Source organism: Blastococcus sp. SYSU DS0828, assembly GCF_054050975.1.
The window spans coordinates 217,854-231,611 of the sequence record NZ_JBJHAK010000001.1; the positions used below are offsets into that span (position 1 = coordinate 217,854).

At 72.4% G+C, this 13,758-nt stretch carries 14 protein-coding genes; 7 read left to right on the forward strand and 7 right to left on the reverse strand.

Annotated elements, in window-relative coordinates:
• Positions 1 to 27: 27 nt before the first annotated feature.
• The 4 genes from ACI79Q_RS01030 to ACI79Q_RS01045 all read right to left on the reverse strand — a co-directional run bounded on the left by ACI79Q_RS01030 (position 28) and on the right by ACI79Q_RS01045 (position 5,705).
• A complete protein-coding gene (locus ACI79Q_RS01030; RefSeq protein ID WP_456588016.1) occupies positions 28 to 1,050 on the reverse strand; it encodes an oligopeptide/dipeptide ABC transporter ATP-binding protein in 1,023 nt (340 codons plus the stop codon).
• Complete coding sequence (locus ACI79Q_RS01035; protein ID WP_456588017.1) at positions 1,047 to 3,104, reverse strand: dipeptide/oligopeptide/nickel ABC transporter permease/ATP-binding protein; 2,058 nt, start codon at positions 3,102 to 3,104, stop codon at positions 1,047 to 1,049. Before ACI79Q_RS01035 ends, ACI79Q_RS01030 begins: the two co-directional genes overlap by 4 nt.
• Complete coding sequence (locus ACI79Q_RS01040; RefSeq protein WP_456599219.1) at positions 3,101 to 4,042, reverse strand: ABC transporter permease; 942 nt, start codon at positions 4,040 to 4,042, stop codon at positions 3,101 to 3,103. The genes ACI79Q_RS01035 and ACI79Q_RS01040 overlap by 4 nt, the downstream gene beginning before the upstream one ends.
• Positions 4,043 to 4,283: 241 nt before the next feature.
• Positions 4,284 to 5,705, reverse strand: a complete 1,422-nt coding sequence (locus tag ACI79Q_RS01045; protein ID WP_456613956.1) for an ABC transporter substrate-binding protein — start codon at positions 5,703 to 5,705, stop codon at positions 4,284 to 4,286.
• Positions 5,706 to 6,085: 380 nt separating this feature from the next.
• Between ACI79Q_RS01045 and ACI79Q_RS01050 the strand changes: the two genes are divergently transcribed.
• Positions 6,086 to 6,847 carry an IclR family transcriptional regulator gene (locus ACI79Q_RS01050; protein ID WP_456588245.1) on the forward strand — a complete coding sequence of 254 codons (762 nt, stop codon included), beginning with the start codon at positions 6,086 to 6,088 and terminating at the stop codon, positions 6,845 to 6,847.
• A 181-nt stretch (positions 6,848 to 7,028) separates the two neighbouring features.
• On the forward strand, positions 7,029 to 7,223 hold the full coding sequence (locus ACI79Q_RS01055; protein ID WP_456600210.1) for a hypothetical protein: 195 nt from the start codon (positions 7,029 to 7,031) through the stop codon (positions 7,221 to 7,223).
• Between the two features lie 133 nt (positions 7,224 to 7,356).
• Here ACI79Q_RS01055 and ACI79Q_RS01060 read toward each other — a convergent pair whose 3' ends face one another.
• From ACI79Q_RS01060 to ACI79Q_RS01070, 3 genes are all read right to left on the reverse strand, one after another.
• Positions 7,357 to 8,289, reverse strand: a complete 933-nt coding sequence (locus tag ACI79Q_RS01060) for a DMT family transporter (protein ID WP_456613957.1) — start codon at positions 8,287 to 8,289, stop codon at positions 7,357 to 7,359.
• A gap of 64 nt (positions 8,290 to 8,353) precedes the next feature.
• Positions 8,354 to 9,085, reverse strand: coding sequence for a B3/B4 domain-containing protein (locus ACI79Q_RS01065; RefSeq protein WP_456613958.1), 732 nt, complete (start codon positions 9,083 to 9,085; stop codon positions 8,354 to 8,356).
• A complete protein-coding gene (locus tag ACI79Q_RS01070) occupies positions 9,082 to 9,675 on the reverse strand; it encodes a helix-turn-helix domain-containing protein (protein WP_456613959.1) in 594 nt (197 codons plus the stop codon). The genes ACI79Q_RS01065 and ACI79Q_RS01070 overlap by 4 nt, the downstream gene beginning before the upstream one ends.
• 86 nt (positions 9,676 to 9,761) lie before the next feature.
• On the opposite strand from ACI79Q_RS01070, the gene ACI79Q_RS01075 reads away from it, so the two are divergent.
• Genes ACI79Q_RS01075 through ACI79Q_RS01095 form a run of 5 tightly spaced genes read left to right on the forward strand, consistent with a single transcriptional unit; the run spans position 9,762 to position 13,700 of the window.
• On the forward strand, positions 9,762 to 10,952 hold the full coding sequence (locus ACI79Q_RS01075) for a trans-sulfuration enzyme family protein (RefSeq protein ID WP_456588250.1): 1,191 nt from the start codon (positions 9,762 to 9,764) through the stop codon (positions 10,950 to 10,952).
• Entirely contained in the window at positions 10,949 to 11,821 is an 873-nt protein-coding gene (locus ACI79Q_RS01080) for an MOSC domain-containing protein (RefSeq protein ID WP_456588251.1), read from the forward strand. The genes ACI79Q_RS01075 and ACI79Q_RS01080 overlap by 4 nt, the downstream gene beginning before the upstream one ends.
• Before the next feature lie 17 nt (positions 11,822 to 11,838).
• The gene (locus tag ACI79Q_RS01085) at positions 11,839 to 12,651 is read left to right on the forward strand and encodes a PhzF family phenazine biosynthesis protein (RefSeq protein WP_456613960.1); all 813 of its coding nucleotides are present in this window, start codon (positions 11,839 to 11,841) and stop codon (positions 12,649 to 12,651) included.
• 40 nt (positions 12,652 to 12,691) lie between these two features.
• Positions 12,692 to 13,093: an SDR family NAD(P)-dependent oxidoreductase gene (locus tag ACI79Q_RS01090; protein ID WP_456613961.1), complete on the forward strand. Its 402-nt coding sequence runs from the start codon at positions 12,692 to 12,694 to the stop codon at positions 13,091 to 13,093.
• Between the two features lie 52 nt (positions 13,094 to 13,145).
• On the forward strand, positions 13,146 to 13,700 hold the full coding sequence (locus ACI79Q_RS01095; RefSeq protein ID WP_456613962.1) for a quercetin 2,3-dioxygenase: 555 nt from the start codon (positions 13,146 to 13,148) through the stop codon (positions 13,698 to 13,700).
• Positions 13,701 to 13,758: the final 58 nt, after the last annotated feature.

Here is a 13,758-nt window from a genome sequence, read left to right on the forward strand (position 1 = left end):
TCGCGGCACGGCCCTCCACCGGAGCCGTCACAGTCCGGGGACGCGCTCGGCGTGATGGCAGGCGGTGACGGTCTGGTCCACCTGCCGCAGCGGCGGACGCTGCGCGACGCAGATCTCCGTGGCCAACGGGCAACGCGGCACGAAGGGGCAGCCGGTCGCGGCCGGAGCCGCTGAGCCGGCCACCCCGATGCCGAGGGCCTCGCGGGCCGCCCGGCGGGCGGCCTGCTCGGCCGGGCGCGGCACCGGGGCGGCCGAGTTGAGGGCCACGGTGTAAGGGTGCCGTGAGCGCTCCTGGACGGCCTCGGCCGGGCCCATCTCCATGATCTGCCCCCGGTAGAGCACCACCACCCGCTGGGAGAGGAATCGGACCACGCCGAGGTCATGGGCGATGAACAGGAACGACAGCCCGTGCCGGTCGCGCAGGTCGGCCAGGAGGTTGAGGACCTGCGCCTGGGTGGACAGGTCCAGCGCGCTCACCGGCTCGTCGAGGACGAGGACCTTCGGGTCGCAGACCAGCGCGCGGGCGATGGCGATCCGCTGCCGTTGCCCACCGGAGAACTGTGCGGGGTAGCGGTCGACCGCGTCGCCGGGCAGACCGACAGACTCCAAGCCTTTCCGGGCCTTCTGGAGCGCCTCCTGATGGCGCACACCCATGAGCCGCAGCGGCTCGACCAGCGTCTGGCCGACGGTGCGGGTGGGGTTCAGCGACGAGTACGGATCCTGGAAGACCACTCGCAGGTCCGCAGCCAGCCGACTGCGCTGCTTGAGCGGCATCTCGGTGATGTCCTGCCCGTGCAGCCTTACGCTCCCCTCGGTCGGAGGCTCCAGGCCGAGGACCGCCTTGCCGATGGTGGACTTGCCCGAGCCGGACTCCCCGACCAGACCAAGGGTCTCGCCAGGTGCGATGTCCAGGCTCACGCGGTCCACCGCCGGTGGCGCCTGCCGAGCCTTGCGTCCCCGGCCGTAGCGGACGACGAGATCGCGGACCTCCAGCGCCGGGGCCGACGCAGGGGCGGGGGCGGCGGACGGCGTATCGGCGGGTGCGGTCATCGGGACGCTCCAGCAGTCGGAATCGTCTGCCCGTTCCGGGCAGCGGTCGCACCGGCCGGCGTGGCGGCCTGCCTCGTGCCGGGGACGACCTCGTCTCCGGCGTGTTCGGGCGCCCAGGTGACGGAGGCATGGGCGAGTTCATCGGCTCGGATGCACAGGACGGACCCGTCGCCGTGGGCGGGGAGCGACGAGAAGGGCTCGGTGCACTTGTCCCGTGCGAAGTGGCAGCGGCCGGCGAACCGGCAGCCGGTCGGCCAGCTCCCCGGGGAGGGCACGGTGCCGGGGATGGACGCCAGCCGCTCGGGCACCGGTTCGCCCTCCGACACGTGCGGGTTGGCGCCGAGCAGCGCCATCGTGTATGGATGTGCCGGGCTGTCGAGGACGCTCGCCACGTCCCCCGACTCGACGACGGTGCCCGCGTACATGACCGCGACGTCGTCGCAGATGTCGGCGACGACGCCGAGGTCGTGGCTGACGAGGACGACGGACAGGCCGCGGTCACGGACGAGCTGACGCAACAGGGTCAGGATCTCCGCCTGGACCGTGACGTCGAGGGCCGTGGTCGGTTCGTCGGCGATGAGCAGCTTCGGCTCGCCGGTCAGCGCCAGGGCGATGGCGACGCGCTGCGCCATGCCGCCGGACAACTGGTGCGGGTAGCTCGCGAGCACCCGGTGGGCGTCGACGATCCCCACCTGCTGCAGCAGTTGGGCAGCGATCCGGCCGGCCTCCGCGCGGCCGACCCCGCGGATCCGGCGCAACGGCTGGGTCAGCTGGTAGGACACGGAGAACATCGGATCGAGGGCGACCATCGGCTCCTGGGAGATCAGCGCGATCTCCCGGCCGCGGATGGCGTTGAGTTCCTTCTCGTTCAGCCCGACCAGGTTGCGCCCCTGCCACAGGATGGAGCCGCCGGAGATCGAGACGCCGTCGGGGAGCAGACGGATGAGCGAACGGGCCGTCATCGTCTTGCCGCAGCCGGACTCGCCGACCAGCCCGAGGACCCGCCCCGGTCGCAGGTTGAACGACACCCCACTGACGAGCGCCGGACCGTCATCGACGGTGACATCCAGATCACGGACTTCGAGCAGCGCCTGCGGATCGGTAGAACGAGGTTCTCCCGTGGTCCCGGCAGCGGCCCTGGCCAGCGGGCGCTTGCGACGTCGCGTGGTCGCTGCGATCGACCCCTTGCTGGCGATGGCGTCGGCCAGCTCGTTGGCCGCGACGACGGTGAGCGCGAGGATGAAACCGGTCGGCACCATGAGCCACGGCGCGTTGAACACGTACGACGACGCATCCTGGATCATGAAACCCCAGCTCGGCTGCGGCTCGGCGGGGCCGAAGCCGAGGAAGGCCAGGCCGGCGACGATGAGCAGACCGATGCCGTAGAGCTGCGCAGCCTGGACGGCCACGACGGTGCCCATGGACGGCAGGACGTGGACGAGGTTGACCTTCAGCGAGCCGAGTCCGTTGACCCGCGCGGCGTCGACGTAGAGGCGCTGGCGCACCGACTTCGCGACGCCGAGCATGACCCGGTAGACGGCCGCGGAGATCATCACGCCGAGGATGGCCATGATGATGTAGATCCGGACGCCGATCACCCCGATCACGGCGAGCAGCATGATCGTCCCGGGAAGGGCGAGGAGCACCTCGGCCAGGCGGGTGGTGACCCGCTCGACGCGGTGCCCGCGCTCGGCGGCGACGAGCGCCATCGACAGCCCGATCCCGAAGGCGACGAGGACCGAGACCACGGAGGCGAGCAACGGCTCGGTGCCCGCGCTGAAGATCCGGCTGAGCAGGTCGCGGCCCAGCGGGTCGGTGCCCAGCCAGTGATCGGCCGACGGCAGTGCCAAGCGGTTGGCCGTGTCCTGCGCGGCCGGGTCGTAGGGCCGCCACAGCGGAGCGGTCAGCGACGCAACGACCATGAACACGAGCCATGCGGCACCGAAGATCCCGCCCGGGCGGCGCAGGAAATAGGGCAGTCCACGGCGCTTCGGGCCCTGTGGGACCGATTGGGTCGCCACCTCGTCGGCCGCGTCCAGGGGCAGCACACTCATGCGGTACGCACCTTCGGGTCGAGCGCCGCGACCACGAGGTCGAGCAGCAGGTTGATGACGACGACCACGACCGTGGCCACGATGACGACGCCGGTGAGCGCCGGGAAGTCGCTGGAGGCGGCGGCGATCTGCCCGGCCTGGCCGAGGCCTGGGAGGGCGAACAGGTTCTCGATGATCACCGAGCCGCCGAACAGGGCGATGAACTGGACACCGAGCACAGACACCACCGGCAGGCTGGCGAAGCGAAGTGCGTGCACGTACCGGACGCGCCACTCGGGAGTCCCCATGGCCCTCAGGGTTCGGATGTGCTCCTGGGCCAGCGCTTCGCCCATTCCGGCTCTCGCGGTCCGGGCGATGATGGCGGCCCCGCCGATCGACAGTGCGATCACCGGGAGCAGCAGGCTCTTGAACCAGCCGGCGGCATCAGCGGCGAAGGGGACGTAGCCGGTCGCCGGCAACCACCTCAGTTGGATGGACAGCGCATACACCAGCAGGATGCCGACCCAGAAGACGGGCAGGGAGAGCGCGACCCCGGCTCCTGTCGTGATGACCCGGGAGGTGCGTCCCCCTCGCACGGCGGCCGTGACCCCGAGGACCACGCCGACGACTCCCGAGAAGACCGTGGCGAGCAATGCGATGAACGCCGTGACCGGCACCCGGTCGGTCAGGTCCGCGGCGATATCGCGACCGTCGATGAGCGACGTGCCGAGGTCGCCGGTCACCAGACTGCCGAGATAGTCGAAGAACTGGACGTGCAACGGGTCGTTCCAACCCAGCGCCTCGTTCTCGGCGGCGATGCGCTCGGGGGTACCGCCAGGACCGAGGCGCACCGCACCAGGCGAGGTGTCGGTGGCGTGCACCAGCAGGAAGCTGATGAGGATCGCGGCGAGCACCGTGCCGACCGCCATGGCGAACCTCTTGGCGACGTAGCCGAGCATCAGGGAGTCCTTGGGCGTGTGGGGGCGACGTGCCCGTCCGGGATGGTGCAGAGGTGGGGGGGGGGGGGGGGGGGGGGGGGGGGGGGGGGGGGGGGGGGGGGGGGGGGGGGGGGGGGGGGGGGGGGGGGGGGGGGGGGGGGTGGGGGGGGGGGCGGCCGGGCCGCGCGCCCCCCCCCCGCCCCCCCCCCCCCCCCCCCCCCCCCCCCCCCCCCCCCCCCCCCCCCCCCCCCCCCGGCGTGGGTCAGGCAGCCGGCTTGATGGCCGACAGCACGAGGTAGTTGTTCGTACCCGCGTAGGCCGGCTCGGCCACCGCATCGGCGTTGTAGCCGGTGTGGGTGAAGTCCTCGTACACCGGGATGAACCACCCGTTCTCGGTGATCGCCCGGTTGAGATCGGTCAGCGCCTCCTCCTGAGCGTCGCCTTCCGCGCCGAGCGCCGCGCCCAGCGCCTGCTCGATCTCCGGCTCCGAAGCACCCTGCATGTTTATGAAGCCGCCGTAGAGCGCACCCGCGACGAAGCCGGCGGGGTTGGCGCCGGGCGTGAACGGCCCGAAGATCACCGGGTCGGTCTGGACTGCGGCGAAGACCTGGTCGGTGGAGGTGGCGTTGATGAAGTTCATCGAGATGCCCTGCTCGGCGAGCATGCTCTGGATGGCCACCTGGTCCTCGGTGGGCTGACCCATGACGGTGACGTTGAACTCGAAGCCGTCCGGGTAGCCGGCCTCCGCCAGCAACTCCTGCGCCCGCTCGGGGGCGTAGCCGAACTCCTCGTCCAGCGTCGGGTCGAATCCCGGAGCTTCTGCCGGGAACAGCTGCACGGTCGGGCGAGCGCCCGGGTGCAGATCGTTCACCAGCTGCTCGCGGTCGATGGAGTGCAGGATGGCCAGCCGCGCGGCCTCGCTCGCGAACGCGGGGTTCAGGGCCCCGGTCTTGTCGATCACCGGGAAGCCGACGATCGTGCCACCCTGGCTGGCCAGGCTCTGCTGCGACTCCACCATGTCGATGGTGGTCGGCTTGAGGATGCCCGCGACATCGGCCTGGCCGGAGACGACGGCGTTGGCCAGGGCCTGCGGGTCCGTGATGATCCGGAAGTCGATGCTGTCGTACACCCACTCGTCGGCGTCCCAGGCGTCGTCCTTCTTCTCGAGCGCGTAGGCGCTCGCCCGGGTCGTCCCGTCCGCGTCGAGCGTGTAGGCGCCGGAACCGTCCGCCTGGGTCTCGAGAGAAGCGGGGTCGGCGATGCCGTCGGGCCCGATGATGATCCCCGCGGTGTCGACAAGGTGGTTCTCGGGTGTCGCCTGCGGCTGCGCCCAGGTGATGACGACGGTCTTCTCGTCCGGTGCGGTGACCTCGACGATGTCGGCCGCCTCGCCGTCCGCGAGCGCCCCGTACGCCTCGAGGTCGGGGTCGTCGCGCCGGTCGAGGTTCGCCTTGACGAGTTCGGCGGTCAGCTCGGAACCGTCGGCGAACGTGACGCCGTCCCGCAGGGTCAGCGTGGTCTGGGTGTCGTCCTCGTTGTTGGAGAACTCCTCGACCAGCTCCGGGAGGATCGTGCCGTCCGGCGCCGTCTCGAAGAGGGCGTCGTAGAGCGCACTGAAGAAGGTGAACTGCCCCTGCGAGTACAGCAGCGGGTCGTAGCCGGTCGGCGCCTGGTCCGCATCCATGGCGACCGTGAGGGTGTCGGTGCCGCTCTGACCGTCAGCGCCGCCTCCGCCGCCTGAGCCACCACCGCACGCGGCGAGCGAGACGGTCGCTGCGGCAGCGAAGGCCACGGTGCGGCTTCGTCGGGTGAATCGATTCATTCTGTGCTGACTCCTTTGCCGGACGAGAGAAGACGCATGGGCCGGTCCCGGCCCGGCCGGCTGGGCCCGGCTTGGCGGCAACGATGCGTGGGGACTCGGTGAGACGTCAGGCACAATGCCGCTCAATGGAAAAGCATCTGTGGCCTGCGCCTCATCAGTGAACAGAAGGTGACCGTCTCGTGACCGATCCGTCGCCCGAGCCGCCACGAGTACGGGGTCGACGCCCGCCGCAAGGAGAGCCGGTGATCGACCGCGCGCTCTCCCTGCTCGCGGCCTTCGACGCGGGCCACCGCTCGCTGACGCTCGGGGAGTTGAGCCGGCGCAGCGGCATCCCGACCAGCTCCACCCTCCGGCTGGCCGGGCGGCTCCTGACCTGGGGCGCGCTGGAGCGGGGTGACGACGGACGCTTCACCATCGGCGTCCGGCTGTGGGAAGTTGCCTCGCTGGCCCCGCGGGCGCAAGGGCTCAAGCAGGTGGCCCTGCCCTTCATGGGTGACCTGGAGGAGGTCACCCGACAGCACGTGCTCCTCGCGGTGCGCGAGGGCGGCGACGCCCTGCTGGTCGAACGGCTCTCCGCCCACCAGGCCATCCCGGTCCTCTACCGGGTCGGCGGGCGGCTGCCGCTGCAGTCGACCGGGGTGGGGCTGGTCCTCCTCGCGTTTGCCGACCCGGGCTTCCAGGAAGCGCTGCTCGCCCAGCCGCTGATGCACCAGCCGGAGAACGTGGCTGTCTCCCCCGCTGCGCTGCGCCGAACCCTGGCCGAGGTGCGGCGGGACGGCCTGGCCACCCTTCGCCGGCGTGCCCCGCAAGCCCTGGTCAGCGTGGCCGCGCCGGTCTTCGACGCCGACGACCGCATCGCCGCGGCACTGTCGGTGGTGGTCCCGCAGGAGAACGCTGAGCCCCGCCTGCTCGGTCCCGCGGTGCGCACCGCGGCCAGGTCGATCTCTCGCGGGCTCGGCGCCCGCCGGTCGATCGGGCATCCGGGAGCACCCCCGTCCGCCTGACCGCCGCTGGTGCACCAACGTCTCGGGCAGTACACCTAGCCTGCGGCGTCTGCGCCGTCGCAAACGCCGCGGGGGCGGAAGTAAGCGGCCGTGGAACCGCACAAACTGGGTTCGCACGATCGTTCACTGCCGGCGTCACCACCGGGACTGCCCAGCGCTGTGCGTCCAGGTTGAGGCCGAGGTGCCCGGGCCGCTGCGCTGCTCACCCGGTGGCGGCGGTCTCGGTTTCGGCGGTGCCATCGGTGGCGGAACCGCGCCCGACTGCCCGTGCGGCGGCCGATTCGACATCGCCGACCTCGCCCGTCGGGTCGCCGACGCGCTGCGGCGCGGCCGCGGCGGGTGGTTCCGGCGGGGGGCGGTGGTGATCGAGGCCTGACCGACGACGGACGGCCGGTCCCGTAGTGACGGCCGGCCCCCGTGCCAGGCCTTCCGACACGCGCGCCGCGGACTACTCGGCCACCTCGGCGAGCTCAAGTGGTTCGACGCCCTCCGCCCCTGTTCGTGGGCCGTCAGCTGCAAGCCGGTTCGACGTCATCTCGGCGCGGCGGCGATGCTCCACGGGTCCGGGGCTTGAGCTCGCTGACGAGCACGCCGGCGACGATGAGGGCGGCGCCGACGATGGCGAGGCCGGGCAGTCGGTCGCCGGCGAGGCGCCCGATGACGCCGCCCCACACCGGCTCGCCGGCGTAGATGACCGTGGCCCGGGTCGGTGACACCGACCGCTGGGCCCAGTTCATGGTGATCTGGATGAGACAGCTGGCGGCGCCGAGACCGATCGCGGCGGCGAGCCAGAGCCAGGAGAAGGACGGAACGGCCTCGCCGACGACGGGCATCATCGCCACCGACAGGGCGCCGCCGACGAGCAGCTGCACGACCGTGATCCGGCCGAGGTCGACGGTGCCGGCGTACAGGCCGATGAGGACGATCTCCGCGGCGATGGCGACGGTGCTGACCAGCGTCAGGATCTCTCCGGTGCTCAGCGTCAGCCCCGCCGAACCGGGGTCCGCCAGCAGGACCAGCCCGGTGAAGGCGAGCGCCACCCCAGCCCAGGCGGCGGGCCTGGGCGCGCGGCGGAACACCGCCCACTGCAGCAGCGGCACGAGCGGGACGTAGAGCGCGGTGAGGAAGGCCGAGGTGCTGCTGGGGATGGTCTGCAGGCCGATGGTCTGCAGCGCGTAGCCGAGGAAGATCGTCACTCCGATCGCCGCGCCGGCACCCAGCTCCCGCCGGGTCAGCCCGGTCAGCGTCCGGCGGAAGACGACCAGGCTGATGGCGCCGGCGGCGAGGAAGCGTAGGCCGACGAAGAGCAGCGGCCCGCCATGCTGCATGGCGAGGTGGACGACGAGGAACGTCGCGCCCCACACGGCGGTGACGGCGATCAGCGCCATCTCCTGCCGGCTGAACCGGACACCCCAGCGGGGACGAGGCCTGGTGTCCAGCATCGCGCTCACCCGTCGGCCGGCCGGGCGCGCGACGGGCCATCGTGGGCGTCGTCCCGGGGGTGGATCAGCACGGTGCGCCTCCGTCGGCGCGGGTGATCAGCCGGCGGTGGAAGGTGGCGTCCGGGCTGAGGGCGAGCAGGCCCTCGGTGAGGGCGTCGGCTGCGGCGTGTGCGTCGTCATCGGTGAGCGGGTCGAGCACGTCGAGGATGAAGACGGCACTGGTGGTGGCGGTGGTGATGCCGGTGCGGGTGCACTGCCGCCAGTTCCAGCGGCGGCAGGTGACGCCGACGTCGTCGCGCCAGACGACCTCGCCGACCTCCGGGTGCTCGACGACCACCTCGCCGCCGGCGGTGGTGTCGAAGGCTTCGGTGCCGTCGGCGCGGACGAGTCGCGGCGGGCTGGCGTAGGCGGCACGGTCCTCGCCACCGAAGGGCAGCATGGAGGCTATGGAGACGGCGTTGTAGACGTCGGTGATCCGGTCGATGCGCGGCAGGCCGCCGGGGTCGAGCCGGCGCATCAGCGCCTCCACGCTGGGCCGGGTGCGCTGCGGCTTGGCGCCGAAGGCCCGGTAGGCATCCCGCCACGCGGCGAGGTGCGGCAGCTCCTCGGGCTTGCGCCCGTCGAGCCGCTCCCGCGCGGTCGCCTCGGCGGCAGCGAGGACCTGCTCGCTTCGTTCGTCGCTGGGGCCGCCCTGCAGGCCGTCGGCGGTCAGCAGCACCACCCGGTAGTCCGGCCGCAGCGCGAACACCGCGTCATCGACGGTGGCGGCGGCGAGCCACTGCTGGGGGTCGGTCACGAACGGCTCCCGGTGACGTGGGGCTGGAACACGGTGAGGGCGAAACGGGCGGGGCCGGCGGCGTCGGCGGGGGTGGCGTAGCCGTGGGCGACGTCGCCGGCGAAGGCCGCGGAGTCGCCCACGGTCAACCGCTCGGTGCGGTCGCCGACGCGCAGGTCGACAGCGCCCTCCAGGACGAGCAGCAGTTCCCGGGTGCCGGCGCTGTGCGCCTCGCTGGTGTTCGCATCGCCCGGCTGCAGCGTCCAGTCCCACAGCTCGACGACGTCGGGCGGCTGGGTGCCGGCGACCAGGACCGCCTGCCCGCCGTGGTCGCCGTGCCACAGCACCGGGGCCCGCCCGGCCGCGGTCACGGTGAGGGTGTGCGGGCGCTCGACGTCGACCAGGACGGGCAGCCCGACACCGAGGGCGTCGCTGATCCGCAGCAGGGTGGCGATGCTCGGGTTGCCTTCGCCGTGCTCGATGGTGATGACCATGCGGCGGCTGACCCCGGAGCGGTCGGCCAGCTCATCCAGGGTCCAGCCGCGGGCGGTCCGGTGCTGCCGAACCCGCTGTCCGATCACCTCGTTGACTGCGACCACTCCGGCCGTCATCTGTGCCGCCTCCTCTTGCGTCGTCCCCGCCGCACTCATCTACGCTGCCTCCAAGAGTGCAACATAATGCATCAGGAGGTGCGGTGATGGCTGTGCAGGGGCGCCGGTCGAGCGACGCGGGGCTGCGGGTGGAGACCCGGCTGGCGGTCCTCGGCCGCGGGGGCTCCGAGCCCGGGCGGCCGTTGAACGTCCCGATCATCCCAGCGTCGAACTTCCGCGCCGCACCGGACGGGGGCGCCGGCCGGGAGTACTCCCGCGACGACGGCACCCCCGGCTGGGAGGCGCTCGAGGAGCTGGTCGGCGACCTCGAGGGTGGCCCGGCAATCGCCTTCTCCTCCGGGATGGCCGCGATCGCCGCGGTGCTCGAGTCGCTGCCGGTCGGCGCCCGGGTGGTCACGCCCCGGGACAGCTACACCGGACTGCGCGCCCTGCTCGCCGATGGTGCTGCGGCCGGCGGTCGCTGGCAGGTGCGCACCGTCGACATGACCGACGCCGAGGCGCTCGCCGCGGCGGTCGCCGACTCCGACCTGGTGTGGCTGGAGACGCCGAGCAATCCGCTGCTCGACGTCGTCGACATCGCCGAGGTCGCCACGGCCGCGCGAGCGGCCGGTGCCCTCGTCGCGGTGGACAACACCTTCGCCACCCCGCTGCTGCAGAACCCGCTGTCCCTCGGCGCGGACTTCGTGGTGCACAGCGCGACGAAGTCCATCGGCGGGCACTCCGACCTGCTGCTCGGCGTCGTGGTCTGCGGGCGCGAGGACGACCACGAGCGGGTGGCCCGCCGCCGCGAGGTCGCCGGGGCCACCCCCGGCGCACTCGAGGCCTACCTGGCACTGCGCGGCGCCCGCACCCTGGCCGTGCGGCTGCGCCAGGAGCAGGACTCCGCCGGCGAGCTCGCCCGCCGGCTTTCCGCGCATCCCGCGGTCGGCCGGGTGCGCTACCCGGGCCTACCCGGGGACCCGCATCATGATCGTGCCGCCCACCAGATGCGCGGCTTCGGCACCGTGCTCAGCTTCGAGCTGGCCGACGCCGGCGCCGCCGACGCCGTCTGCGCCGCGCTGCGGGTCATCTCGCACGCCACCAGCCTCGGCGGCGTGGAGTCCACCATCGAACGGCGCGCGAAGCTCCCCGGCCAGGAACACGTCCCGGCCGGCCTGCTGCGCCTGAGCGTCGGCTGCGAGCACGTCGAGGACCTGTGGGACGACCTCACCGCCGCCCTCGACGCCACCGCAGCCCCTGCCACCCGTCCGAACGCCGACGCCCGGAACCACCCGTGATCGACACCGAACTCCCCACCACCCCGTCGGTCAGCCTCCTGGCCCGCGGATTGGCCGCCTGCCTGGCCTCGGTCACCGAGGTGCCGGTGGCCGAGGTGCCGCTGCCCGCCGGCGACCTGCAGCAGGCTCTGGGTGCGTGGCGGTCCTGGCTGGCCGGACATGGCTCGGGTCTGGTGCCCATCGCCGATCCCGCCAGCTTCCAGTGGGCCGGGTGGTGGCTGCCGATCGTGCAGGCCGCCGACACGGAGGTCGCCACGGTGGCTTTCGGTACACCGCCGGGCATCGTGCTCAGCCCGCAGGACCCCGCGCTGCTGGGCCGGGCCACCGCTGACCTGCCCATCACCGCGGCCTACGCCGTCGCCTCCCTCGACCCGGTGCTCCGCACAGCGACGGCGACGCCCGGTCTGCACGGCACCGTCGAGGGCCTGGCGGTCGCACCCGCGGCCGAGGCGGAAATGCGCCTGCTCCAGGTCGCCTCCGCCCTGACCGGTCGTGGACTGGACGGTGACCGGTACGCCGCCGGCGCAGGCACCTTCAGCCCCCTCGCCGGCCACCGCCCCGGCTACGACCTGACCCTCATGGCCGCCGAGGTCCTCGACGAGCTCATCGCCGCTGGGCACGCCGTCGACTTCGCCGCCACGCGCCGCAACGTCCTCACCCGCGGCATCGACGTCAACGCCCTCGTCGGCTCCACCTTCCGCATCGGCCACGTGCTGTGCGCGGGCCGACGGCTGTGCGAGCCCTGCGTCCACCTGGACCGGCTCAGCGGGCCCGGCCTGCTCCGGCCACTCATCCACAAGGGCGGACTGCGGGTGGACGTCCTCACCGACGGCGAGATCCGCCTCGGAGCACCGATCCGGCCCGCCTGACCCGACTGGAGCCGCCCGTGCCCAACAGCACCGCCTTCGCCATCGTCGACGCGTTCACCACCGAACGCCCGTTCTCGGGCAACCCGGCCGGTGTGCTGCTGCTCGACGAGTTCCCCGATCCCGGCTGGATGCAAGGCGTGGCGAACGAGCTGGCACAAGCAGAGACCGCGTTCCTCGCCCCCGGCGAGCACGGCGCGTTCCGGCTGCGCTGGTTCACCCCGGTGGCCGAGGTCGCGCTGTGCGGGCACGCCACGCTGGCCAGCGCCCACTGGCTCTGGGAGTCCGGCGCCCTGCAGCAGGAGGCGGTCACCTTCACGACCCGAGGCGGGCAGCTCACCGCCGCGCGTGCCGACGACCGGATCGTGCTCGACTTCCCCGCGGTCCCCGCCACGCAGGTGACGCCGTCCCCAGAGCTCCTGGCCGCCCTCGCAGGCCCGATCCCCGTGTGGGCGGGAGTCACCGACCATCCCGATGCCGGTGAGCGCAACATGCTCGCCGTCCTCGAGTCGGAAGACGCCGTACGCGGCCTCACTCCCGATCTGCAGGCGGTGATGCGCTTGCCGGTCGGCGGCCTGATCGTCACCGCCCGGCGTCGGGCCGGCGGAGTCGTGTCGCGCTACTTCGCCCCCGCCTACGGGATCCCGGAGGACCCGGTGACCGGGTCAGCCCACTGCACGACCGGCCCCTACTGGCGTGCCGCACTCGGGACCACGCTGTCCGCCGAGCAGGCGTCCCCGCGCGGAGGAGAACTGACCGTCACCACCACCGACACCGAACGGGCCGTTCTCACGGGAAGGGCGCGCACAGCAGCCACCGGATCCCTGCACTGACTGTGAGCATGGCGGGGCCAGTCCGCTTCTGACCGGGCTGGTGGCCGGCGACGGCGGGTGTGACCCATGCACTGACTGGCTTCGTGCCTTCTTCGCCTACGCGTCGTCCAAGGCGGGCATGCACGGCCTCGGGCGCACCGTCGCCGCCGCCTACGCCGGCAGGGGGATCCGGGTTAACACGGCGATCCCGCCTTACACGGAGACGGGATTCGTGTCAGCCATCGCCGAGGACCTGGCCGCCCGCGCCGCGATCGTCGGCCGGATCCCCATGCGTCGCGCCGGCACGCCCGCCGACCTGGAGGGCGTCTACGTGTTCCTCGCCGGCGACGAGTCCGCGTTCGTGACCGGCGGCGCGTTCGCCGTCGACAGCGGCATGACGACTTGTAGCGATGCGTCGGCGGACGAGCGTTCCGCTCAATGGCAGAGGCGTGTGTCTGGGTGACGCCGGTCACCGATGCTCGTCGGGTCACCGTCGACCTCAGCCGGGAGTAGCCATGAGCTTCGAGTACCTGATCGATCCGTCCACGGGCCCGCAGTGGAAGGGCCAGCTCCCCGGCAAGCCGGTGCCCTACGTCCTCCGCAAGGGCGAGGGCGAGACCGCCATGCTCTTCCGCGACCTGTTCACCGTGCTCCTGTCGGGCGACGAGACCGAGAACCAGTTCGGGATCATCACCGCCGACTCCCCCGCCGGCGACGTCATCCCGACGCACTCGCACGACGAGACCCACGAGACGTTCTACGTCATCGAGGGCAAGGTGAAGCTCTTCTACGAGGACGCCGAGGGCCACAAGCAGTCCTCCCTGCTCGCCCCCGGGGACTTCGGCTACGTGCCGGCCGGCTTCGCGCACGCATACCAGATCGTCGAGGACGCCCGGATGATGGGCACGCTCTCCGGCGGTTTCGAGCGGTTCTTCCAGCACATGGGCACGCCCACCGACCACGCCACCAAGGACCAGCCGCCCTTCATCCCGGACTTCCCGCGCATGCAGGCGGCGGCGCAGCAGCACAACATGCAGTTCATGCCGGACTACACCTGGCCCGAGGCCTGACGCGACGCCGGTCGCGCCGCCCCGAACCCGCTGACGCCCCACCGGGCGCGGTCCACGG